The following is a 19,952-nucleotide window of genomic DNA, read 5'->3' as shown; positions in this document are numbered from 1 at the left end:
CTGCTGCTTCCTAGAGACTGCTGACTGCTAAACGTTCGTGGGCGCGGGCGCGTGCCCAGCTTTCAGCATCCAGCACCGACTCCACTGTCAGCCCGGAGGAACCTGAGTGTTCGCTGAGCACCCCGTCCACGGTATCGACGATGTCGGTGAACCGGATCCGGCCCGCATGGAACGCCGTAACGGCCTCTTCGTTGGCCGCATTGAAAACAGCAGGGAAGGTGCTGCCTTGCTTGGCGGCGTCCTTGGCAAGGTCAACGGCCGGGAAGGCTGCAGCATCCAGGGGTTCAAAGGTCCAGGTGGCGGCCTGGGTCCAGTCGCAGGCGGGCGCGGCCATGGGTACCCGGGCCGGCCAGCCCAGGCCAAGGGCAATCGGAAGCCGCATGTCCGGTGGGGAGGCCTGGGCAATGGTGGAGCCGTCAACGAACTGGACCATGGAATGGACGACGGACTGCGGGTGCACCACCACATCGATCCGGTCGAGCGGGATATCGAACAGCAGGTGGGCTTCGATGACTTCCAGTCCCTTGTTGACCAGGGTGGCCGAATTGGTGGTGACCATGACCCCCATGTCCCAGGTGGGGTGCGCCAGCGCCTCGCGCGGCGTGACGGAATGCAGCTGCTCCCGGCTCCTGCCGCGGAAAGGCCCCCCCGAGGCGGTCAGGATGAGCCGGTCCACCTCGGCTGCCGTCCCTGCGCGCAGGCACTGGGCGATCGCCGAGTGTTCCGAGTCGACGGGCACAATCTGGCCTTCCTTGGCCGCAGCCTTGACCAGGCTGCCGCCAACGATCAGCGATTCCTTGTTGGCCAGGGCCAGGGTGGCCCCGGAGCGGAGTGCCGCAAGGGTGGGCGCCAGGCCAATGGAACCGGTGATGCCGTTGAGGACCACGTCCGCTTCCACCGCGGCGATCCGGGCCGAGGCGTCAGGTCCGGCCACGATTTCCGGGCGGTACCCGGGACGGCCGGCGGCGGCTGCTTCCCGGATAAGGGATTCCAGCCGGCCGGGGTCACCGGCGGCGATGCCCACCACGGCGGCGCCGGTGTGGACCGCCTGGCGGGCCAGCAGTTCAAGGTTGCCGCCACCGGCACTGAGTGCCACCACCTCGAAGAGGTGCGGGGCGCCGTCGACGACGTCGATCGCCTGGGTGCCGATGGAACCGGTGGATCCGAGGAGGACGATTCTGCGTGGCTGCATCCGTTAAGTATCCCGCACGCGGCCGGGCCTGCTGCGCCTTGACCGCCGGGCGGCCGGGCGTAACGTGGAAACCGTGGACTGGCTCACCTGGTTCGATGCGCCGGAGTATGAATTTGCCCGGCAGGTGCTGCAACGGGGCGTCGCAGCGTTGTACTTCGTTGCGTTCCTGTCCACGCTGAACCAGTTCCCGGCCTTGCTCGGAGAGCGCGGCCTCCTTCCGGTGCCGGACTTCCTGGCCGCGTTTTCCCGGTTGTCCCGGCCCACGCTGTTCCGTTGGCGGTATTCCGACCGGCTGCTGCGCGGTGTCTGCGCCGCAGGCCTGGCGGTCTCGGCGCTGCTCGTCGCCGGGCTCCCCCAGGCCGGACCGCCCTGGGTTCCATTGCTGGCGTTCCTTGCCCTGTGGCTTTTGTACATGTCCATCGTGAACGTGGGGCAGACCTTCTACGGGTTCGGCTGGGAGATGCTGCTGCTGGAGGCCGGTTTCACCGTGGCCTTCCTGGGATCGGACCAGACGGAACCGCCGCGGACCATCCTGATCCTGGTGGTGTGGCTGGTGTTCCGGCTGGAATTCGGGGCAGGCATGATCAAGATCCGCGGCGGCCGCGAATGGCGGGACCTGACGGCCTTGTACTACCACCATGAAACCCAGCCCATGCCGGGCCCCCTCAGCAGGCAGGCACACCTGCTGCCGAAGCCGCTGCACCGGGTCGAAGTGGTGGGCAACCACATCGCCCAGCTGGTGGTGCCGTTCCTGCTGTTCGCCCCGCAGCCGGTGGCGGGCGTGGCGGCGGCCGTCGTCGTGGCCACCCAGCTGTGGCTGGTGGCGAGCGGCAACTTTGCATGGCTGAACTGGATGGCGATCATCCTGGCGTTTGCCGCGGTCAGCGATCCCGTGGCCCACGCCGTGATCCCGGCCGTCCCGGCGGACTGGCACGCCGGCGCAGCACCGGCCACTCCCCTGTGGTGGCTGGCCATAACGCTGGCGGCGTCCCTCCTGCTGCTGGTCCTTAGCTACTGGCCTTTGCGGAACCTCTTCTCCCGCCGGCAGCTCATGAATGCCAGCTTCAACCGGTGGCAGCTGGTCAATGCCTACGGCGCCTTCGGCACGGTGACCAGGCAGCGCATCGAGATCGTGGTTGAAGGAACCTTGGACGGGAACCCCGGGGACGCGTCGGACTGGCGCGAGTACGGCTTCAAGGGCAAACCCGGCGATGTCAGCCGCATTCCCCGGCAGTGGGCTCCGTACCACCTGCGGCTGGACTGGCTGATGTGGTTCCTGCCGCTGCGGAGCGTGCACGAGGAATGGTTCTATGCCTTCCTGGGCAAACTGCTCGTGGCGGACCGGCAGGTGTTGCGGCTGCTCCGGCATGACCCGTTCGACGGCGCCGCGCCGCGCCTGGTGCGCGTGCGAAGTTTCCATTACCGCTTCGCCACCCGGAAGGAGCTCCGGGAGACCGGGAACCGCTGGGTGCGGACGCTGCTGTACGAGCCCATTCCGCCCACGTCCCTTCGCCGGCCGACGGGACGGAAGGGCAGCTAGGCGTCCCTGCCTGCACGGCGCAGGATGCCTTCGGCGTGCTTCAGGATTGGCCCGTCGATCATCTTTCCGTGGTGTTGGAAGACCCCGCTCCCGGCCGCCGCGGCAGCGTCCAGCAGTTCACGCGCCGCGGCCACCTCCTCCCCGGAGGGAGCGTAGGCTTTGCGGACCACGGCAGCCTGGCCTGGATGGATACACGCCTTGGAGCCGAACCCGGAGGCCACGGCGTCGGCGGTTTCGTCCGCCAGCCCGTCGAGGTCGGGGATGTTGGTGTACACGGCGTCGATGGCTTCCTTGCCCAAGGCCCTGGCGGCCAGCAGCACCGAGGAGCGGGCGTGCAGGGCCACCGCCCGGTAGCCGCCGTCGTCCTTCCTGCTGGAGGTGCCGCCCAACGTGGCCACGAGGTCCTCTGCTCCCCACATCAGGGCCACAACGTTGGGGGCAGCCGCAATGGCGGGGGCGTTCAGCACGCCCAGGGCCGTTTCGCACAGCGCAATGACCTGGTAGCCTTCCAGCGCCTTGAGCTGTTCAGCCGATTCCGCCTTGGCGAGCATCACCGTGCGGTACGGCGTGTGCGCCAGGCAGTGCAGGTCCTTCGCGAAGTCGTCCGTGCCGACCGGGTTGACCCGGACGATGGTCCGGCTGGGGTCAAGTTCGGGATCGTCTCCTGCAGCGCCCGCCTGGGCCAGGATTGCCCCGCGCGCCCGCTGCTTGTCCGGTGGCGCCACGGCGTCCTCGAGGTCCAGGATCACGGCGTCCGCCCGCGCTGCGGCTTTCAGGTAGCGCTCGGGGCGGTCGGCGGGGCAAAAGAGCAGGGCCGGGCCCATCACAAATGTCATACGGGCATTCTCCCCTGTGCGTCGGGCTGGTCCTGGTGGGCGGCCCGGGTCCACATCAGGCAGCTTCTCGTGGCCCGTGCCACCACGGCTCCGTCCTGGTTGCGCCCGGTGTGCTCCATGGTGGCAATGCCCTGGCCCGGCCGGGAGGCCGAAAGCCGTTTGCCGGTGATCACGGTCTCTGTGTAGAGCGTGTCCCCGTGGTAGAGCGGGTGCGGAAAGGAGACATCGGTCAGCCCGAGCTGGGCGATGATGGTCCCCTGGGTCAACTGGGTGACGGACTGCCCCACCATGGTGGCGAGGGTGAACATCGAGTTCATCAGCCGCTGGCCAAAAGGCTGCCCCGCGCTCCAGGCAGCATCCAGGTGCAGCGCCTGCGTGTTCATGGTGAGGGTGGTGAAAAGGACGTTGTCCGTTTCCGTCACGGTGCGTCCAGGCCGGTGGGCATACAGCACGCCCTCCTCCAGCTCGTCGAAGTAGAGCCCGCGCTGCTCGATGACGCGCCGGCCGCCCCCTGGGGCCGCTGGTCCGGCCGGGAACCTATCAGTGGGGTCGGTGCCGGTCATACGGTGAGTTCCTGGTCTTCTTCGTACAGTTCCGCGCCGGTGGCGGCCACCACGTCTTCGACGGAAACGTTGGGGGCCAGCTCGCGCAGGACCAGCCGGGAGGGGCCGCCGTCCCGGACGACGTCGATTACGGCGAGGTCGGTGATGATCCGGTCCACGCAGCCTTTGCCGGTCAGCGGGAGCGAGCACTCCCTGACAATCTTGGGATTGCCGTTCCGGTCCACGTGCTCCATCATCACGATCACGCGCTTGGCGCCAAACACCAGGTCCATGGCGCCGCCCATTCCCTTGACCATCTTTCCCGGGACCATCCAGTTGGCGAGGTCTCCGTTGGCGGCCACTTCCATCGCGCCGAGGACGGCGAGGTCCACGTGGCCGCCGCGGATCATGCCAAACGACGTTGCCGAGTCGAAGAACGCCGCACCCCGGTTGACCGTCACGGTTTCCTTGCCGGCATTGATCAGGTCCGGATCCACCGCGTCCTCTGCCGGGTAGGGGCCGACGCCCAGGATCCCGTTCTCCGAGTGCAGCACCACTTCCACCCCGGCCGGAATGTAGTTGGGTATCAGGGTGGGCATGCCGATGCCAAGGTTGACGTACTGGCCGTTGCGGAGTTCCCGGGCAACCCTGGCGGCCAGTTCGTTCCGCGTCCAGCCTTTGCTGCCTGCTGCGGCGGCGGCTCCGCCGGGCCCGGGCTGGTGCCCGCCGCCGCGCCGGTACTCCGGACGGACCGCTTCCGGGCGGGGCGCCTCGGGGCTGTTGGGATCCATGGTCATGCTCCTGCCTGCTGGTCACTGCCGGCGGGGTTCCCGCCCGCCGCGGCCGGGGCCTCCAAGGCCACCGTCCGCTTTTCGATGCGCTTTTCCCCGCCGGCCGCCAGGACCACCCGCTGGACAAAGATCCCGGGGGTGTGGATGTGTTCGGGGTCCAGTTCGCCGGGTTCGACGAGTTCCTCCACCTCGGCGATGGTGATGCGTCCGGCCATGGCGCAGAGCGGATTGAAGTTCATGGCCGTGGCATGGAAGACCAGGTTGCCGTGCCGGTCACCCTTCCAGGCGTGCACCAGCCCGTAGTCGGGGGTGAGGGATTCTTCCAAGACGTAGTCCACTCCCCCGAAGGAACGCACTTCCTTGGCCGCGGAGGCGATCGCGATGCCGCCGTCGGCGTCGTACTTCTGCGGCAGGCCGCCGTCGGACACCTGGGTCCCCACCCCCGCCTTGGTGTAGAACGCGGGGATGCCGGCGCCGCCGGCGCGCAGCTTCTCGGCCAGGGTGCCCTGCGGTGTCAACACCACCTCGAGCTCACCGGCAAGGTACTGGCGGGCGAACTCCTTGTTCTCCCCCACATAGGAGCTGATGGTGCGGCGGATGCGGCCGTCGCGGAGCAGGATGCCCAAGCCCCAGTCATCCACGCCGCAGTTATTGCTGACCGTTTCCAGGCCAGTAGTGCCGGCGCGGTGCAGGGCGTCGATCAGGGCCACCGGGATGCCGCACAGCCCGAAGCCGCCAACCGCCAGGGAAGCCCCGTCCGGGATATCCGCCACGGCGTCGTCGGCGCTGGCTACAACCTTGTCAATCATCATTGATCCTTTCCGGCCGGCTGCGATCAGTACTGCTGGCGCAGGTGCTTACAATCCCAGTTCACGGGCGATCAGCATCAGCTGGACTTCCGTGGTGCCCTCCCCCACTTCAAGGATCTTGGAGTCGCGGTAATGGCGTGCCACGGTGAACTCGTTGATGAAGCCATAGCCGCCGAATACCTGGGTGGCATCCCGCGCGTTGTCCATGGCCGCCTCGCCTGCGACCATCTTAGCGATGGCCGCCTGGGTCTTGAACGGCTTGCCGGCCAGCATCCTGGCGGCCGCATCGTAGTAGGCCAGGCGGGCCGTGTGGGCCCGCGCTTCCATCCGCGCGATCTTGAAGGAGATGGCCTGGTACTTGCCGATTTCCTGGCCGAATGCCCTGCGTTCCCTGGCGTATTTGACCGACAGGTCCACGCAGCCTTGGGCGGCGCCGGTGGCCAGCGCGGCAATGGCGATCCTGCCTTCGTCCAGGATGGACAGGAAATTCGCATACCCGCGCCCTTCTTCGCCGAGGAGGTTTTCCTCCGGTACGCGGACATCCTTGAGGGTCAACGGGTGGGTGTCGGAGGCGTTCCAGCCCACCTTGTTGTACGGCTTCTCGGCTTTGAAGCCCGGCGTATTCGTGGGCACGAGGATGGTGGAGATCTCCTTCCGCAGGCTGCCGTCTGCGGCTTCCTTCCGGCCGGTGACGGCGGTGACGGTGACCAGCCGGGTGATATCCGTTCCCGAGTTGGTGATGAACTCCTTGTTGCCGTTGATGACCCAACTGCCGTCCTCGCGGCGGGCGGTGGTCTTGGTACCGCCCGCATCCGAACCTGCCTCCGGTTCGGTGAGCCCGAAGCCCGCGAGCGCCTGGCCTGATGCCAGGAGCGGAAGCCATTCCTGCTTCTGGGCATCGGTTCCAAAGCGGTACACCGGCATGGCACCCAGGGAAACGCCGGCCTCCAGCGTGATGGCCACCGACTGGTCCACGCGTCCGAGCTGTTCCAAGGCCAGGGCGAGCGCGAAGTAGTCGCCGCCCATGCCGCCGAATTCCTCCGGGAAGGGCAGCCCGAACAGGCCCATCTCGGCCATCTGTTTCACCACGTCATAGGGGAAGCTGTGTTCCTCATCGTGTTTGGCGGAGACCGGGGCCACCACGTTGTCCGCGAAGTCGCGGACGGTGTCGCTGAGGTCCTGGTATTCCTCGCTGAGTTCGAATCCGGTCATGGTCAGGCTCCTTCGCCTTGGCTGGTGTCTGTGTCTGTGTCGGTATCTGCGGGCGTCGGTTCCGCGTCTGCAGGGTGGGGGTGCACGGTGGCCAGAACCTGGTCGGCCTTCACGAGGTCGCCGGTGCGGGCGCTGAGGTGCACGGTGCCGGCCAGCGGCGCAACGAGGTGGTGCTCCATCTTCATGGCCTCCACGGACACCAGGACCTCCCCGGCCTGGACCGCGTCGCCGTCGGTGACCGGGACGGCCACCACGGTTCCCGTCATTGGCGAGCGCACCTCGGGATCCGCTGAGCCTTCTTCGCGTTGAATGGCGGCCAGCACCCGGTCCAGCCGTGCCTCCCGGGCCAGGACCTCAAGCCGGCAGGACCAGCCATCACTGCCCAGGAAGAGCCGTGTGGGTCGGCCGGGGATTGCGCCGACGGCGTAGCTTCGGGTGCCGTCGCCCAGCCGGAGGACGGCCCGCCGCGGGTCCTCAAGGGACAGTCCGGCGCGCTCCTGCTTTCGCCCGTCAACGGCTGCCGTGACGGCGGCTTCCCCTGCTGGGCTTCCGGTGACCTCAACCGTGGCCACGCCGTCGTCGGCCGTTCCCAGGCTGATCCGGCGCGGTGCCGGCGTTCCGAGCCGCCAGCCGTTGTGGGCCCGCCACGGTCCGCTCCCCGGGGCAGTGTTGTGGTCCTCCAGGGAGAGCGCGTACAGCGCCGCGGCCACCAGTTCGGCGTCACCGGCCTTCCGGAATTCCATGCCGGGCAGCTTGCGTTCGATCAGGCCGGTGTCCAGGTGGCCGGCCTTGACGTCGGGGTCGTTCAGCAGGAGCCGCAGGTACTCCACATTGGTGTCAATGCCCAAGGCGGTGTAGCGGGCCAGGGCCTCGTCAAGGGTTGCCAGCGCGGCACCGCGGTCTTCGCCCCACGCGATGACCTTGGAAATCATGGGGTCATAGTGGGCCGGGAGTTCCAGGCCCTCCAGCAGGGAGGAGTCCACCCGGACCCGGCCCCCGGCCGGGGATGGCAGTTCGTCCAGCACCAGCACGGTCCCGGTGGAGGGGAGGAAATTCTTCTCCGGCACCTCGGCGTACACGCGCGCTTCCACGGCATGGCCGGAAAGTTCGACGTCGGCCTGCCGGAGCGTCAGTTCCGCACCTGCTGCGATCCGCACCTGCCATTCCACCAGGTCGATGCCGGTGACCATTTCGGTCACCGGGTGCTCCACCTGCAGCCTGGTGTTCATCTCCATGAAGAAGAACTCGTCCGGTGCGTCGTCGGAAACCAGGAATTCCACGGTTCCGGCGCCCCGGTAGTTCACGCTGCGGGCTGCATTGCAGGCCGCCTCGCCGATCCGTGCCCGAATGGCCGCCCCGTCCGGAAGGCCCTCCAGCAGCGGCGACGGCGCTTCCTCGATGACTTTCTGGTGACGCCGCTGCAGCGAGCATTCCCGCTCGCCCAGGTGGATGACGTTGCCGTGGCTGTCCGCCAGCACCTGCACTTCGATGTGCCGTGGGGTGGTCACCAGGCGTTCCAGGAACAGGGTGTCGTCGCCGAACGCGGCGGCGGCCACGCGCCGGGCCGTTGCCAGGGCGGCGGCCAGGTCCTCCGGTTTTTCGACGGCGTGCATCCCCTTGCCGCCGCCGCCGGCGGAGGGCTTGATCAGGAGCGGAAAGCCGACCCCGCCGGCTGCCTCCACCAGTTCGCTGTCGGTCATGCCGGGCTCGGCGATGCCGGGAACCACCGGCACGCCGTAGCCGGCCACGTGGTTCTTGGCCCGGATCTTGTCCCCCATAACGTTCAGGGCCTCCACGCCGGGTCCGATGAACGTGATGCCGGCCTTCTCCAAGGCGCGGGCGAAGTCCACGTTCTCGCTCAGGAAGCCGTACCCCGGGTGGACGGCCTCGGCGCCCGATTGCCGGCACGCCTCAATGATCGCGTCCGCGCTCAGGTAGCTGTCGACGGCGGCTGCCGGGCCGATGCGCACGGCCGCGTCAGCTTCGCGGACGTGGCGGGCGCCGGCGTCGGCATCGCTGTAGACGGCCACCGACCGGATGCCCAGGCGGCGCAGGGTCCGGATGACCCGGCAGGCGATTTCACCGCGGTTTGCCACCAGGACCGTGCCGAACAGGCGTGGGGTGGACGTGCCGCCGGGGGCTGGATCTGTTCGGGTTTGCATGGTCATTACGGGCTCACATCCGGAAGAGGCCGAAGGAGGTCTCCGGCAAGGGGGTGCGGGAGACGACGTCGAGCGCCAGTCCCAGGACGGTGCGGGTGTCTGCGGGGTCGATCACGGCATCGTCCCAGAGCCTGGCCGTGGAGTAGTAGGGGCTGCCTTGGTCCTCGTACTGGCGGCGGATGGGTGCTTTGAACGCCTCTTCATCGCTTGCCGGCCATTCTTCGCCGGCCGCCTCGTACTGGTCGCGTTTCACGGTGGCCAGGACGCTGGCGGCCTGGTTGCCGCCCATGACGGAGATCCGGGCGGCCGGCCACATCCAGAGGAACCGCGGCGAATAGGCCCGGCCGCACATCGAATAGTTGCCGGCGCCAAAGGAGCCGCCGATCACCACCGTCAGCTTGGGAACGCGGGCGGTGGCTACGGCGGTCACCATCTTGGCGCCGTTCTTGGCGATGCCGCCCTGCTCGGCGTCCTTGCCCACCATGAAGCCGGAGATGTTCTGCAGGAACAGCAGGGGGATGCCGCGCTGGTCGCAGAGTTCGATGAAATGGGCGCCCTTGAGCGACGATTCGCTGAAGAGCACGCCGTTGTTGGCCACGATTCCCACGGGGTGTCCGCAGATCCGGGCGAATCCCGTGACAAGGGTGGTGCCGTATTCCCGTTTGAACTCGTGGAACCTGCTGCCGTCCACCAGCCGGGCGATGACTTCGTGGACGTCGTAGGGGGCGTTGACGTCCGTGGGCACGGCGCCGTAGATTCCGTCCGGGTCCACGGCGGGTTCGACGACGGGCTCCACCTGCCAGGCGGGCGCGGCGGGCGGTGGGAGGGTGGCAACGATATCCCGGATGATCTGCAGGGCGTGCTCGTCATTTTCGGCCAGGTGGTCGGTCACCCCGGAGATGCGTGCGTGCACGTCTCCACCGCCGAGTTCCTCCGCAGTCACGATCTCCCCGATGGCGGCCTTCACCAGGGGCGGGCCGCCCAGGAAGATCGTGCCTTGGTTCCTGACAATGACTGTCTCGTCGCTCATGGCGGGGACGTAGGCACCGCCGGCGGTGCATGACCCCATGACGGCGGCGATCTGCGGTATCTTCGCGGCGGAGAGCCTGGCCTGGTTGTAGAAGATGCGGCCAAAATGGTCCTTGTCCGGAAAGACCTCATCCTGCTTGGGAAGGAACGCCCCGCCCGAATCCACCAGGTAGATGCAGGGCAGCCCGTTTTCGAGAGCTATCTCCTGGGCACGCAGGTGCTTCTTCACCGTCATCGGGTAGTAGGTTCCGCCTTTGACGGTGGCATCGTTGGAGATCACCAGCACCTGCCGCCCGTGCACCAGTCCGATCCCGGCGATGACCCCGGCTCCCGGTGCGTCGTCGCCGTACATCCCGTTGGCAGCCAGCGGCGCGATCTCCAGGAACGGGCTGCCGTCATCCAGCAACTGGTCGATCCGGTCCCGTGGCAGCAGCTTCCCCCGGGCCACGTGCCTCTCCCGCGATTTCTGTGGGCCGCCGAGGGCCGCGTCCGCCAGCCTCTTCCGGAGGTCGCCGGCGAGGGCCAGTTGCGCTTCCCGGTTGGCGCGGAAGGACTCGCTTGCGGGGTCGAGCCTGCTGGCCAGGGTCTCCATTTACGATCCGTTCCTGTCTGGACCGGGCCGGCTCCAGGCCAACTCGGTTAGTGACTAATAACTGAAATTCAGGTTAGTCTCGATTAACTGTGATGTCCAACACATGGCGGTGTTGGTAGAATCTGCGTCGGTCCGAGGAGGAAAAGTGCCAAGCACGGAAACACAGTCCAGCAACGCCGCGCAGCCAGGCACCACGCCGCACCCGGCTCCCACCACGCAGCGCGGCAAGGCGAAGGAGAACCGGCGGCAGGCCCTGCTCACCGCCGCGGCTTCCCTGTTCGCACTGAACGGGTTCAACCGGGTGTCGCTCGAAGACCTTGGCGCGGCCGCGGGCGTGAGCGGCCCCGCGGTGTACCGCCATTTCCCGGGCAAGCAGGCAGTCCTCGCCGACCTCCTGGTGACCGTGAGCCAGGAACTGCTGGACGGCGGACGCCAGGTGGTGGAAGACAGCGCCGACCCGGCAGCCGCCCTGCGCCGGCTGGTGGAGTTCCAGGTGGACTTTGCGCTCGGCAAGCCCGACGTGATCCGCGTCCAGGACCGGGACCTCAGCAACCTCTCCGAGCAGGACCAGTCAGCGGTGCGCTCCCTGCAGCGCAGCTACGTGGAGCTATGGGTGGACGTCCTCGCCGGAGTCCACCCCGGGACGGACGCTGCCGAACTCCGCATGCGGGCGCACGCCACCTTCGGCCTCATCAACTCCACTCCGCACTCCGTCCGCAGCCATGGCCGGCGGATGGCGGCAGGCGTGGCCCGCCCCCTGCTTGAGCGCATGGCACTGGCAGCGCTGCTGGCGGACAGTGCAGGGGACGCCCCGCCCTCCCGCTAGACCATGGTGAGCACCATTCCCGGCTCGGCCAGGATGGTGCCGACGTCAGCCAGGAACCGGGAGCCTTGTTCGCCGTCCACCAGCCGGTGGTCGAAGGACAGGCTCAAGGTGATCACCTGGCGCAGGGCCACCTCGCCCCGGTATTCCCACGGCAGGGTCCGGACGGCGCCCAGCCCCAGGATGGCCGCTTCACCGGGATTGAGGATGGGAGTACCGGCGTCGATGCCGAAAACGCCGATGTTGGTGATGGAAATGGTGCCCCCGGACAGCTCGGCAGGCGTGGTCTTGCCGGCGCGGGCCGTTTCCGCGAGCGCCGTCAACGCCTGGGCGAGCTGCGGAAGTTGCATGGTGTCCGCATCCTTGATGTTGGGAACGGTGAGTCCCCGGGGCGTGGCCGCCGCGATGCCAAGGTTGACGTAGTTGTAGGTGACGATTTCCTGGTGTTCCTCATCCCAGTGCGAATTCAGCGCCGGATTCCTGCGGAGGGCGACGAGGACTGCCTTGGCCGCGAGCGTCAACGGGGTGAGCTTGAGGCCGGCGAACTCCCTGCTGTTCTTGAGCCTGGCCAGCAGTTCAAGGCTTGGCGTCACGTCCACGGTGAGGAATTCGGTGGCGTGCGGGGCGGTGAAGGCACTCTGCACCATGGCGGCCGCGGTGTATTTGCGGACGCCCTTGATGGGAGTCCGGGTTTCCCGCTCCCCCAACCGGCTGCCTGAGAGGGCCACCGGCTCCGCCAGGGGCGGGACAGCTTCTTCGCCGTGTCCGGCAAATCCCCGGACGTCTTCCCTGGTGATCAACCCGCCAGGCCCGGTGCCGGGAACCCGTGCCAGGTCCACCCCCAGGTCCCTGGCCAGCTTGCGCACCGGTGGTGTGGACCGTGGCCGCTCGGCGGTTGCAGTGTCAGCAGGCTTGGTTTCGGCAGGCTCAACCACCGAAGGCCCGTTTTGGACCGGCGCGGTTTTGACCTGCTCAGTTTTGAGCGGCTCGATTTTGACCGGCTCGGTTTTGACCGCGCCAACCACCGGGGCGGCGAAGTTCCGGGGCCGGCGGGCCGGCCGGCCGGAGCCTTCGACGACGGCGCCGTAGCCCACCAGGTTCGGTTCCCGTTTCTGCGTTTCCGCGCCGCGCTCCCCCGGCTCCGCCGTCAACGTGCCGGCCGGGTCCGAAGGTGCCGTTCCGGCGTCGTCCGGCACCTCGAACGAGACAATGGGCTTGCCCACCTCAACCACGGACCCGGGCTGCTCGTGGAGCTCCTTGATAACCCCGGCATACGGAGAGGGAAGCTCCACCACGGCTTTGGCTGTCTCCACCTCGGCAATGACCTGGTTCAGGCTGACGGTGTCCCCAACGTCCACTTTCCAGCTGAGGATTTCTGACTCTGTGAGCCCTTCACCCAGGTCAGGGAGACGGAATTCCTTGATCATGGTGGCGCTCATCCTTCCAGCCCGCTCAGGGAATTCGGGCGGCCCAAGGCGCGGTCCACGCCGTCGAGGATACGGTCCAGGCCCGGCAGGTGGTGCATTTCCAGCTTGGAGTACGGGTACGGAATGTCGAACCCGGTGACCCGGACCGGAGCAGCTTCGAGGTGGTAGAAACACCGCTCGGTGATGCTGGCGGCCACTTCCGCTCCGAGGCCGCCGGACTGTCCGGCTTCGTGCGTGACCACCAGGCGCCCGGTCTTCCGCACGGAGGCGACCACGGCGTCGTAGTCCACCGGGGCCAGCGATCGCAGGTCGATGACTTCGAGGGAGATTCCCTCGTCGGCTGCGGCCGTGGCAGCGTCCAGTGCGGTCTTGACCAGGGGTCCGTAGGCCACCAGGGTGGCGTCGGTACCCTCGGTCAGCACGCGGGCCTTGTCCATGGGCAGGGCGGAGGAAAGAGCGGCCGACTCATCCACCTCGCCTTTGTCGTGGTAGCGGCGTTTGGGTTCGAAATACAGGACGGGATCGTCGCAGGAAATGGCCTGCTGGATCACGGTGTACGCGTCCTGGGGGTTGGAAACGGCCACCACGCGCAGCCCGGAGGTGTGCGTGAAGTACGCTTCCGGGGACTCGGAGTGGTGCTCCGGCGAGCCGATCCCGCCGCCGAAGGGAACCCTGATGGTGATGGGCATCTTCACCGCGCCGCGGGTGCGGTAATGCAGCTTGGCCACCTGGCTGACGATCTGGTCGAACGCCGGATAGATGAATCCGTCGAACTGGATCTCCACCACAGGGCGGTAGCCGCGGTAGGCCAGGCCGACGGCAGTCCCCACGATGGCGGATTCGGCCAGCGGCGTGTCCACCACCCGGTGGGTGCCGAAGTCTTTTTGCAGACCGTCGGTTACCCGGAACACGCCGCCGAGGGCACCGATGTCCTCGCCGAGGAGGACCACCTTGGAGTCGCTTTCCAGCGACTTCCGCAGGCCGGCGTTTATGGCGCGGGCAAAGGTCAACTGGGTCATCAGCGTGCACCTTCCTCTGAAACTGCTCCTGCGGGGTCGCCGAATGAAGCCAGGTAGCGGGCGTAATGGTCCTGCTGGCGTTCAAGCCAGGAGTTGGGGGCGCTGTAGACGTGCTTGAAGACGTCCATCGGCTGGGGATCCGGCATGGTGGTGCAACCGCGGCGCATTTCCGCTGCCACGGAATCGGCCTTGCGCCGGACCTGCTCCTGCAGCTCCGCGGTCAGGAGGCCCTTCCGGTCCAGGAGCGATACCAGCCGGGAGATGGGGTCCTTTGCCGCCCAGTCCTCCAGTTCGTTGGCGTCCCGGTAGCGGGTGGGATCATCGGCGGTGGTGTGCGGTCCCATCCGGTAGGTGACGGCTTCGATGAAGGTGGGGCCGCCGCCGCGCCGCGCCCGGTCCAGTGCAAGCCGGGTGCCTGCCATGACAGCCAGGACGTCATTGCCGTCCACCCGCAGGCTGGGGATGCCGAAGCCGGTGGCCCGCTCCGCAAGGTGGATGTGCGACTGCAGCCGTACGGGCTCGGAGATGGCCCAGTGGTTGTTGGTGCAGAAGAACACCACGGGGGCCTGGAAGCTGGCGGCGAACACCATGGCCTCGTTGACGTCGCCTTCGCTGGTGGCGCCGTCGCCGAAGTAGGCAACTGCCACGGCATCGGCGCCGTCGTTCTGGATGCCCATGGCATAGCCGGTGGCGTGGAGGGTTTGGGCGCCAATGATGATCTGCGGCGTTGCCATGTTGATGCTGTAGGGGTCCCAGCCGCCGGAGGCGTTGCCGCGCCAGACCCGGAGCAGGTCTGTCAGGTCCACTCCCCGGCAGTAGGCCACGCCGTTCTCGCGGTAGCTGGAGAAGACAAAGTCGTCCGCCCGCATGGCGCGTCCCGAACCGATCTGGGACGCCTCCTGCCCCAGCAACGGCGGCCAGAGCGCCAGCTCTCCCTGCCTTTGCAGGGCGGTGGCTTCAACATCGATCCGCCGGATGACCGTCATGTCCTCGAACAGCGAACACAACTGCTCGTCGGTGATGTCCTTGACCCAAAAATCGAACTCCGGGTGGCTGATCCGCTCGCCTTCCGGGGTGATCAACTGGAGGAGTTCCTGCCCGGACGCGGTGGATTCCCCTGCTTTGTCGGGGGTGATTGCACCGCCATGGCCCGTTTCGTCTGTAGACACGATTGCCGCAACCTTCGTACGTCGTTGACCTGTGGTTTTCGGGCTTTTGGCTCCAGCCGCCACCGGCCTTCCGGGCGCCATTGCCCCAGATACTGTGACCCTACTCACAATGCTCAGGGGGTACAACCACCACGGCTGTTTCTGAGCAAAATGCCCTGTCCGCCGTGCTGCCACCGTGCTAGCGTTGCGCATTATGCAAGCTTTGGATGGCACTGACACCCGCCTGCTGTCGGCGCTGTCGCAGGACCCGCGCCGGACCGTGGTGGCACTGGCGCAAAAGCTCGGCCTGTCCCGGAACACCGTCCAGGCGCGGATGGCACAGCTGGAAAAGAAGCACGTCTTCCTGTCCTTCGAACGGCGCATTAATCCAGTGGCGCTGGGGTACCCGCTGATGGCCTTCATCTCCGTGCACGTCCAGCAGCAGAAACTTGGGCGGCTGGCGGAGGAGATGGCGGCGATCCCCGAGATCCTGGAGGGGTACGGGCTCACGGGGTCGGCAGACCTGCTGCTGCGCGTGGTGGCCAAGGACGCCGAGGACCTGTTCCGGATCAACGGCAAGATCCTGGCCTGCGACGGCGTGGAGCGGGCGGACACGGCCCTGGCCATGGGCGAGCTGATCCCCTTCCGGGTGCAGCCCCTCCTGGAACGGGGCTCGGAGGGAGGGTAGCTGCACCACTGGAGGCACGACGCCGGAGGCCGGGGTTATAGGCTGGTTCCAGTTACGCGCCGGGCCGGGATGGGCCCGGGCAATCCGCCGGTGCCACCGCACCCGTCCCCGAAAGGCTCCCCCTTGAGCAGTCCCCAGGATTCGTACCGGCACGGACACGCGGACCCGTCGCCGCAGCAACTGCCCCCGATGCCTGCGCAGCCGGCCCCGTTCGGCCTGCCCGGGGAACGTCCGCGGGTGCGCAGCCGGCGGAAACTGTGGATCGTGCTCGGCGGCATCGGCGGGGTGCTGCTGTTGGTGATCCTCGGCGTCGTGATCCTGGTGAACGTGGTGAACAGTGCCACCAACCAGGCCAGGGGCCTCGCCGACGACTTCACCAAGAAGGTGATCGCGGGCGAGGTGACCACCGCATATGACAACTACCTTGACCCCGCGCTCCAGCAGCAGCTTTCCAAGGAGGCGTTCATCGCCGGGGTGAAAAGCCTGGAACTGGATGACTCCTGCAAGCCCGCCTACACCGACCTCAAGGTGGCCACCGAAAACGGCCTGAAATCAGCCGACGTGGCGGGCCAGATCAGCTGTAACGGCAAGAAGGTCGACCTCGCCTACCGCTTCGAGGGCACCAACGACCTCAAGATGACCAACATCAAGCTCCGGCCCGCTGCCTGACCGCTCCGCCGCGCGATTGCGGGCGGGCCGGTGCGGCCCCGGCAGCCGCGCAGTACAAAGGGTACTGATCTTTTCACCCATCCTTCTCCTGCAGTGATGCGAACTGCTTCCGAGGGTCCGTCCGGGCCCGGCGTTCGGGGAACTGTCCCCGCCCTAGGAAGGATTCGTCCCATGCGCAACTCACCCAACCGTCTCGTCGCCACCGTTTTCGGAGCCGTCTACCTACTGGTGGGCCTCCTAGGCTTTGCCGTCACGTCCGGCGTCGGATTCGTCGCCACCGAAGGCGCGAACCTGATCATCTTCGAGGTCAACCCGCTCCACAACGTCATCCACCTGGCCATTGGCGCGGCCCTGCTGTTCGCCGGACTCCGCGGGACGGACACCGCACGCACCCTCAACGCCACCGTGGGCGCCGTTTACCTCCTGGTGGGCATCGTGGGCTTGTTCCTGCTGGACGCGCCGCTGAACATCATCGCCCTGAACGGTGCCGACAACGTCCTGCACCTCGCCAGCGCCGTCCTGCTCCTGGGCGTGGGCCTGTCCCTGGACAAGTCCCCGGCCGCTGCCCGGGCATAGCCATGGCGGCATCCGGCATGGCCGCCTCCGGCCCGGCGGCTCCGGGGGCTGCTGCTGCCGCCCCTGCCTGGGCGGCGTCCCCTGCCGTCCCGGCCGTCCGGCTTGTTGCCGGGTTCGCCGGCTTCGGCGCGGGATCGGTCAACCTGGCCATCGCGTCCAGCTTCTTCGCCGCGGCAGCCGGGCCCGCGCAACCTCTCGGGCTTGCCGCCGGTGCGGCAGCCGCGCTGTGGGGCACGGCCCTGCTGGCGGGAGCCATCGTGTTCCTGGCCAAGGAGCCTCCGGCGGGCGGCCGCCGGGTGCGGTATGCCTTGGGAGGCGCCGCAGCAGTCCATGTGGCGGCCATCGCCTTCGCCGCTCCGCGGATGTCCGGGCTCAACCTCACGCAGCTCTCCGCCCTGCTGCTGACGCTGATGATCATTGCGTCCCTTGGCTGGCTCGGGCGGGCGGAAGCACGCCGGGAAGGCGGGCCGCGGGCAGGCCGCGGTACGGCGGGATCGGTCCGGCCCGGACGGCTGCTTGCGGCAGCCTTCGCCGGCGCCGTGCTGGTGGCGGGAATAGCGACGCCGGGACTCGCTGCGTCGACGGCGGGCCAGTACGCCGTCCCGCACGGAGAACACGGAAACCTGGCCCCGGCCGGCCACCATCAACGATGAAACGCAACGGCGAAAGCCGCCCACGGCTGCACCGCTGCACAACAAAAGAGCCTCCACACCGCACCAGCGGCATGGAGGCTCTTCCGTGTTCCGGGCTGCCCGGCGTCAGTTAGTGGTCCACCGCCTTTTCAGCCCCGATGCCCGTCAGCGAGCGCACTTCCATTTCGGCCTGCTTGGCCGGGTCCTCGCGCCGCTTGTCCAGCGTGGTGCCCAGCCAGCCCAGCAGGAACGCCAGCGGGATGGACACGATGCCGGGGTTGCTGAGCGGGAAGAGGGCGAAGTTGGCGCCCGGGATCATCGAGGTCTTGGCACCGGAAACAACCGGGGAGAAAACGATGAGCAGGATCGCCGACGCCAGGCCGCCGTACATGCTCCACACCGCGCCCTGGGTGGTGAACTTCCGCCAGAACAGCGAGTAGATGATGGTGGGCAGGTTGGCGGACGCGGCGACGGCGAAGGCCAGGGCCACCAGGAAGGCCACGTTCTGGCCGTTGGCGAAGATGCCGCCCAGGATGGCCAGGATGCCGATCACCACCACGGTGCGCCGGGCCACCCGGACTTCCGTGGCGGCGTCGGCCTTGCCCTTGGCGATGACGTTGGCGTAGATGTCGTGCGCGAAGGAAGCGGCGGCGGTGATGGTCAGCCCGGCCACCACGGCCAGGATGGTGGCGAACGCTACCGCGGAGATGAAGCCGAGCAGCAGCGGGCCGCCCAGGTGGAAGGCCAGCAGCGGGGCGGCCGCGTTGACGCCGCCGGGGGCGCTCTTGATGGTGTCAGCGCCCACCAGGGCGGCTGCGCCGTAGCCGAGCACCAGGGTGAAGAGGTAGAACAGGCCGATCAGCCAGATGGACCACACCACGGATTTCCGGGCCTCCTTGGCCGTGGGCACGGTGTAGAAGCGCATCAGCACGTGCGGCAGGGCTGCCGTGCCCAGGACCAGGGCCAGGCCCAGGGACATGAAGTCCAGCTTCGAGGTTTCCGTCTTGCCGTACTGCAGGCCGGGGTTCAGGACGGCCGGGTTGTTGGCGGTTTCCACGGCGCCGCCCAGGAGGGCGGAGAGGTTGAAGCCGTAGATGGCCAGGACCCACAGCGTCATGACGGCGGCGCCGGCGATCAGCAGCATGGCTTTGATGATCTGCACCCACGTGGTGCCCTTCATGCCGCCGATCAGGACGTACATGATCATGAGGGCGCCGACGACGATGATTACCAGCGCCTGTCCGCCCCAGTCACTGATGCCCAGCAGGAGTGAGATCAGGCTTCCCGCACCGGCCATCTGGGCCAGCAGGTAGAAGAAGCAGACGGCAAGGGTGGAGATGGCCGCCGCTATCCGGACCGGGCGCTGCTTCAGCCGGAAGGACAGGACGTCCGCCATGGTGAATTTGCCGGTGTTCCGCAGCAGTTCGGCCACCAGGAGCAGCGCCACGAGCCACGCCACGAGGAAGCCGATGGAGTACATGAAGCCGTCATAGCCGTTGATGGCGATGGCGCCGGTGATGCCCAGGAAGGATGCCGCCGACAGGTAGTCCCCGGCGATGGCGGTGCCGTTTTGCGAGCCGGTGAACGACCGGCCGGCGGCGTAGTAGTCGGCGGCGGTCTTGTTGTTCCGGCTGGCACGGAACACGATCACCATGGTCACGGCCACGAACAGGCCGAAGATGCCCATGTTCAAGAGGGTGGTGTCTTTGAGCGCGGCAACATCCACGGCGGCTGGGATTGCGATCATTTGTTGGCTCCGCCCACTCGGTGTCCGTCCTTGTCGAATTCGTGCCCCTCGATCTCGTTCCTGATTTCGGTGGCGATCGGGTCCAGTTTCCGGTTGGAGTAGTGCACGTACCAGCCGGTGATGGCGAAGGTCGAGACGAATTGAAGCAGCCCCAGGATCAGGCCGACGTTGATGTTGCCCCAAATTTTGGTGGACATGAAGTCCACCGCGTAATCGGCCAGGAGGACGTAGGCGAAATACCACAGCAGGAAGGCCACTGCCATGGGGAAGACAAAGCTGCGGTGACGCCTGCGCAGTTCCTGGAACTGCCCGGTCGACTGGACTTGCTCGAAGTCCACGGACGCCGCTGCGTCCGGAGTATGGGCCTCGTTACCCATCGTTCCTCCTCATTGAGTCATGCGGGTACACACCGGGCGGCAGGGCCCGCGGCAGGAAACTGCCCGGGAACTCTGCCAGGGAAACCGCAGATGTGACTGCAATCACTCTGCGGCCTGTCCGGCGCGGTATTCCAGAACTAC

General features: G+C 67.4%; 19 protein-coding genes. 6 read left to right on the top strand and 13 right to left on the bottom strand.

Translation table 11 applies throughout. The annotated features are described in order from the left end of the window. Window positions 1-10: 10 nt before the first annotated feature. Window positions 11-1,192, bottom strand: a complete 1,182-nt coding sequence (dxr, locus tag AC4EEV_RS18190; RefSeq protein ID WP_491329656.1) for a 1-deoxy-D-xylulose-5-phosphate reductoisomerase — start codon at window positions 1,190-1,192, stop codon at window positions 11-13. Between the two features lie 73 nt (window positions 1,193-1,265). On the opposite strand from dxr, the gene AC4EEV_RS18185 reads away from it, so the two are divergent. Further along, window positions 1,266-2,732 (top strand): lipase maturation factor family protein, encoded by a 1,467-nt coding sequence (locus AC4EEV_RS18185; RefSeq protein ID WP_133832614.1) that lies wholly within the window; start codon window positions 1,266-1,268, stop codon window positions 2,730-2,732. Here AC4EEV_RS18185 and AC4EEV_RS18180 read toward each other — a convergent pair. From AC4EEV_RS18180 to AC4EEV_RS18150, 7 genes are read right to left on the bottom strand one after another with little or no spacing between them, the layout of a single operon-like run. Next, a complete protein-coding gene (locus tag AC4EEV_RS18180) occupies window positions 2,729-3,568 on the bottom strand; it encodes an HpcH/HpaI aldolase/citrate lyase family protein (protein ID WP_491329655.1) in 840 nt (279 codons plus the stop codon). The genes AC4EEV_RS18185 and AC4EEV_RS18180 overlap by 4 nt on opposite strands. After that, window positions 3,565-4,131 carry a MaoC family dehydratase gene (locus AC4EEV_RS18175; protein WP_240617721.1) on the bottom strand — a complete coding sequence of 189 codons (567 nt, stop codon included), beginning with the start codon at window positions 4,129-4,131 and terminating at the stop codon, window positions 3,565-3,567. The genes AC4EEV_RS18180 and AC4EEV_RS18175 overlap by 4 nt, the downstream gene beginning before the upstream one ends. Further along, window positions 4,128-4,907, bottom strand: a complete 780-nt coding sequence (locus tag AC4EEV_RS18170) for a CoA transferase subunit B (RefSeq protein ID WP_018763453.1) — start codon at window positions 4,905-4,907, stop codon at window positions 4,128-4,130. The genes AC4EEV_RS18175 and AC4EEV_RS18170 overlap by 4 nt, the downstream gene beginning before the upstream one ends. Continuing rightward, complete coding sequence (locus AC4EEV_RS18165; protein WP_018763452.1) at window positions 4,904-5,710, bottom strand: CoA transferase subunit A; 807 nt, start codon at window positions 5,708-5,710, stop codon at window positions 4,904-4,906. Before AC4EEV_RS18165 ends, AC4EEV_RS18170 begins: the two co-directional genes overlap by 4 nt. 48 nt (window positions 5,711-5,758) lie before the next feature. Next, a complete protein-coding gene (locus tag AC4EEV_RS18160; RefSeq protein WP_491329654.1) occupies window positions 5,759-6,922 on the bottom strand; it encodes an acyl-CoA dehydrogenase family protein in 1,164 nt (387 codons plus the stop codon). Between the two features lie 2 nt (window positions 6,923-6,924). Then, a complete protein-coding gene (locus AC4EEV_RS18155) occupies window positions 6,925-9,090 on the bottom strand; it encodes an acetyl/propionyl/methylcrotonyl-CoA carboxylase subunit alpha (RefSeq protein WP_491329653.1) in 2,166 nt (721 codons plus the stop codon). A gap of 7 nt (window positions 9,091-9,097) precedes the next feature. After that, window positions 9,098-10,705 (bottom strand): carboxyl transferase domain-containing protein, encoded by a 1,608-nt coding sequence (locus AC4EEV_RS18150; protein WP_491329652.1) that lies wholly within the window; start codon window positions 10,703-10,705, stop codon window positions 9,098-9,100. A gap of 145 nt (window positions 10,706-10,850) precedes the next feature. Here AC4EEV_RS18150 and AC4EEV_RS18145 point away from each other — a divergent pair, with 145 nt between their 5' ends. Beyond that, window positions 10,851-11,531, top strand: coding sequence for an SACE_7040 family transcriptional regulator (locus tag AC4EEV_RS18145; protein ID WP_491329651.1), 681 nt, complete (start codon window positions 10,851-10,853; stop codon window positions 11,529-11,531). On the opposite strand, the gene AC4EEV_RS18140 is transcribed toward AC4EEV_RS18145, so the two are convergent. The 3 genes from AC4EEV_RS18140 to pdhA are packed head-to-tail and all read right to left on the bottom strand — an operon-like array spanning window position 11,528 to window position 15,143. Then, window positions 11,528-12,955, bottom strand: coding sequence for a dihydrolipoamide acetyltransferase family protein (locus AC4EEV_RS18140; protein WP_491329650.1), 1,428 nt, complete (start codon window positions 12,953-12,955; stop codon window positions 11,528-11,530). The two genes, AC4EEV_RS18145 and AC4EEV_RS18140, sit on opposite strands and share 4 nt — an antisense overlap. An 8-nt stretch (window positions 12,956-12,963) precedes the next feature. Next, on the bottom strand, window positions 12,964-13,974 hold the full coding sequence (locus AC4EEV_RS18135) for an alpha-ketoacid dehydrogenase subunit beta (RefSeq protein ID WP_018763446.1): 1,011 nt from the start codon (window positions 13,972-13,974) through the stop codon (window positions 12,964-12,966). After that, entirely contained in the window at window positions 13,974-15,143 is a 1,170-nt protein-coding gene (pdhA, locus tag AC4EEV_RS18130; protein ID WP_491329649.1) for a pyruvate dehydrogenase (acetyl-transferring) E1 component subunit alpha, read from the bottom strand. Before pdhA ends, AC4EEV_RS18135 begins: the two co-directional genes overlap by 1 nt. A 193-nt stretch (window positions 15,144-15,336) precedes the next feature. Between pdhA and AC4EEV_RS18125 the strand changes: the two genes are divergently transcribed. The 4 genes from AC4EEV_RS18125 to AC4EEV_RS18110 all read left to right on the top strand — a co-directional run bounded on the left by AC4EEV_RS18125 (window position 15,337) and on the right by AC4EEV_RS18110 (window position 17,708). Next, a complete protein-coding gene (locus tag AC4EEV_RS18125; protein WP_491329648.1) occupies window positions 15,337-15,810 on the top strand; it encodes an Lrp/AsnC family transcriptional regulator in 474 nt (157 codons plus the stop codon). 123 nt (window positions 15,811-15,933) lie between these two features. After that, window positions 15,934-16,479, top strand: a complete 546-nt coding sequence (locus AC4EEV_RS18120; RefSeq protein WP_240617723.1) for a hypothetical protein — start codon at window positions 15,934-15,936, stop codon at window positions 16,477-16,479. A 171-nt stretch (window positions 16,480-16,650) separates the two neighbouring features. Further along, on the top strand, window positions 16,651-17,055 hold the full coding sequence (locus AC4EEV_RS18115; RefSeq protein ID WP_491329647.1) for a DUF4383 domain-containing protein: 405 nt from the start codon (window positions 16,651-16,653) through the stop codon (window positions 17,053-17,055). Between the two features lie 2 nt (window positions 17,056-17,057). Further along, window positions 17,058-17,708 carry a hypothetical protein gene (locus tag AC4EEV_RS18110; protein ID WP_491329646.1) on the top strand — a complete coding sequence of 217 codons (651 nt, stop codon included), beginning with the start codon at window positions 17,058-17,060 and terminating at the stop codon, window positions 17,706-17,708. Window positions 17,709-17,817: 109 nt separating this feature from the next. On the opposite strand, the gene AC4EEV_RS18105 is transcribed toward AC4EEV_RS18110, so the two are convergent. Next, the gene (locus AC4EEV_RS18105) at window positions 17,818-19,434 is read right to left on the bottom strand and encodes a monocarboxylic acid transporter (RefSeq protein WP_018763440.1); all 1,617 of its coding nucleotides are present in this window, start codon (window positions 19,432-19,434) and stop codon (window positions 17,818-17,820) included. After that, window positions 19,431-19,811: a DUF485 domain-containing protein gene (locus tag AC4EEV_RS18100; RefSeq protein WP_491329645.1), complete on the bottom strand. Its 381-nt coding sequence runs from the start codon at window positions 19,809-19,811 to the stop codon at window positions 19,431-19,433. Before AC4EEV_RS18100 ends, AC4EEV_RS18105 begins: the two co-directional genes overlap by 4 nt. Window positions 19,812-19,952 lie beyond the last annotated feature (141 nt).

It is taken from the genome of Pseudarthrobacter sp. MOO14 (assembly GCF_058267675.1).
The sequence above is the reverse complement of the archived record's forward strand: the minus strand, read 5'-3'. Positions and strand labels throughout refer to the sequence as shown.

Coding starts and splice junctions, on each gene's coding strand:
- dxr (WP_491329656.1), bottom strand. CDS start 1,192: ATGCAGCCACGCAGAATCGTCCTCCTCGGATCCACCGGTTCCATCGGC.
- AC4EEV_RS18180 (WP_491329655.1), bottom strand. CDS start 3,568: ATGACATTTGTGATGGGCCCGGCCCTGCTCTTTTGCCCCGCCGACCGC.
- AC4EEV_RS18175 (WP_240617721.1), bottom strand. CDS start 4,131: ATGACCGGCACCGACCCCACTGATAGGTTCCCGGCCGGACCAGCGGCC.
- AC4EEV_RS18170 (WP_018763453.1), bottom strand. CDS start 4,907: ATGACCATGGATCCCAACAGCCCCGAGGCGCCCCGCCCGGAAGCGGTC.
- AC4EEV_RS18165 (WP_018763452.1), bottom strand. CDS start 5,710: ATGATTGACAAGGTTGTAGCCAGCGCCGACGACGCCGTGGCGGATATC.
- AC4EEV_RS18160 (WP_491329654.1), bottom strand. CDS start 6,922: ATGACCGGATTCGAACTCAGCGAGGAATACCAGGACCTCAGCGACACC.
- AC4EEV_RS18155 (WP_491329653.1), bottom strand. CDS start 9,090: ATGACCATGCAAACCCGAACAGATCCAGCCCCCGGCGGCACGTCCACC.
- AC4EEV_RS18150 (WP_491329652.1), bottom strand. CDS start 10,705: ATGGAGACCCTGGCCAGCAGGCTCGACCCCGCAAGCGAGTCCTTCCGC.
- AC4EEV_RS18140 (WP_491329650.1), bottom strand. CDS start 12,955: ATGATCAAGGAATTCCGTCTCCCTGACCTGGGTGAAGGGCTCACAGAG.
- AC4EEV_RS18135 (WP_018763446.1), bottom strand. CDS start 13,974: ATGACCCAGTTGACCTTTGCCCGCGCCATAAACGCCGGCCTGCGGAAG.
- AC4EEV_RS18125 (WP_491329648.1), top strand. CDS start 15,337: ATGCAAGCTTTGGATGGCACTGACACCCGCCTGCTGTCGGCGCTGTCG.
- AC4EEV_RS18115 (WP_491329647.1), top strand. CDS start 16,651: ATGCGCAACTCACCCAACCGTCTCGTCGCCACCGTTTTCGGAGCCGTC.
- AC4EEV_RS18110 (WP_491329646.1), top strand. CDS start 17,058: ATGGCGGCATCCGGCATGGCCGCCTCCGGCCCGGCGGCTCCGGGGGCT.
- AC4EEV_RS18105 (WP_018763440.1), bottom strand. CDS start 19,434: ATGATCGCAATCCCAGCCGCCGTGGATGTTGCCGCGCTCAAAGACACC.
- AC4EEV_RS18100 (WP_491329645.1), bottom strand. CDS start 19,811: ATGGGTAACGAGGCCCATACTCCGGACGCAGCGGCGTCCGTGGACTTC.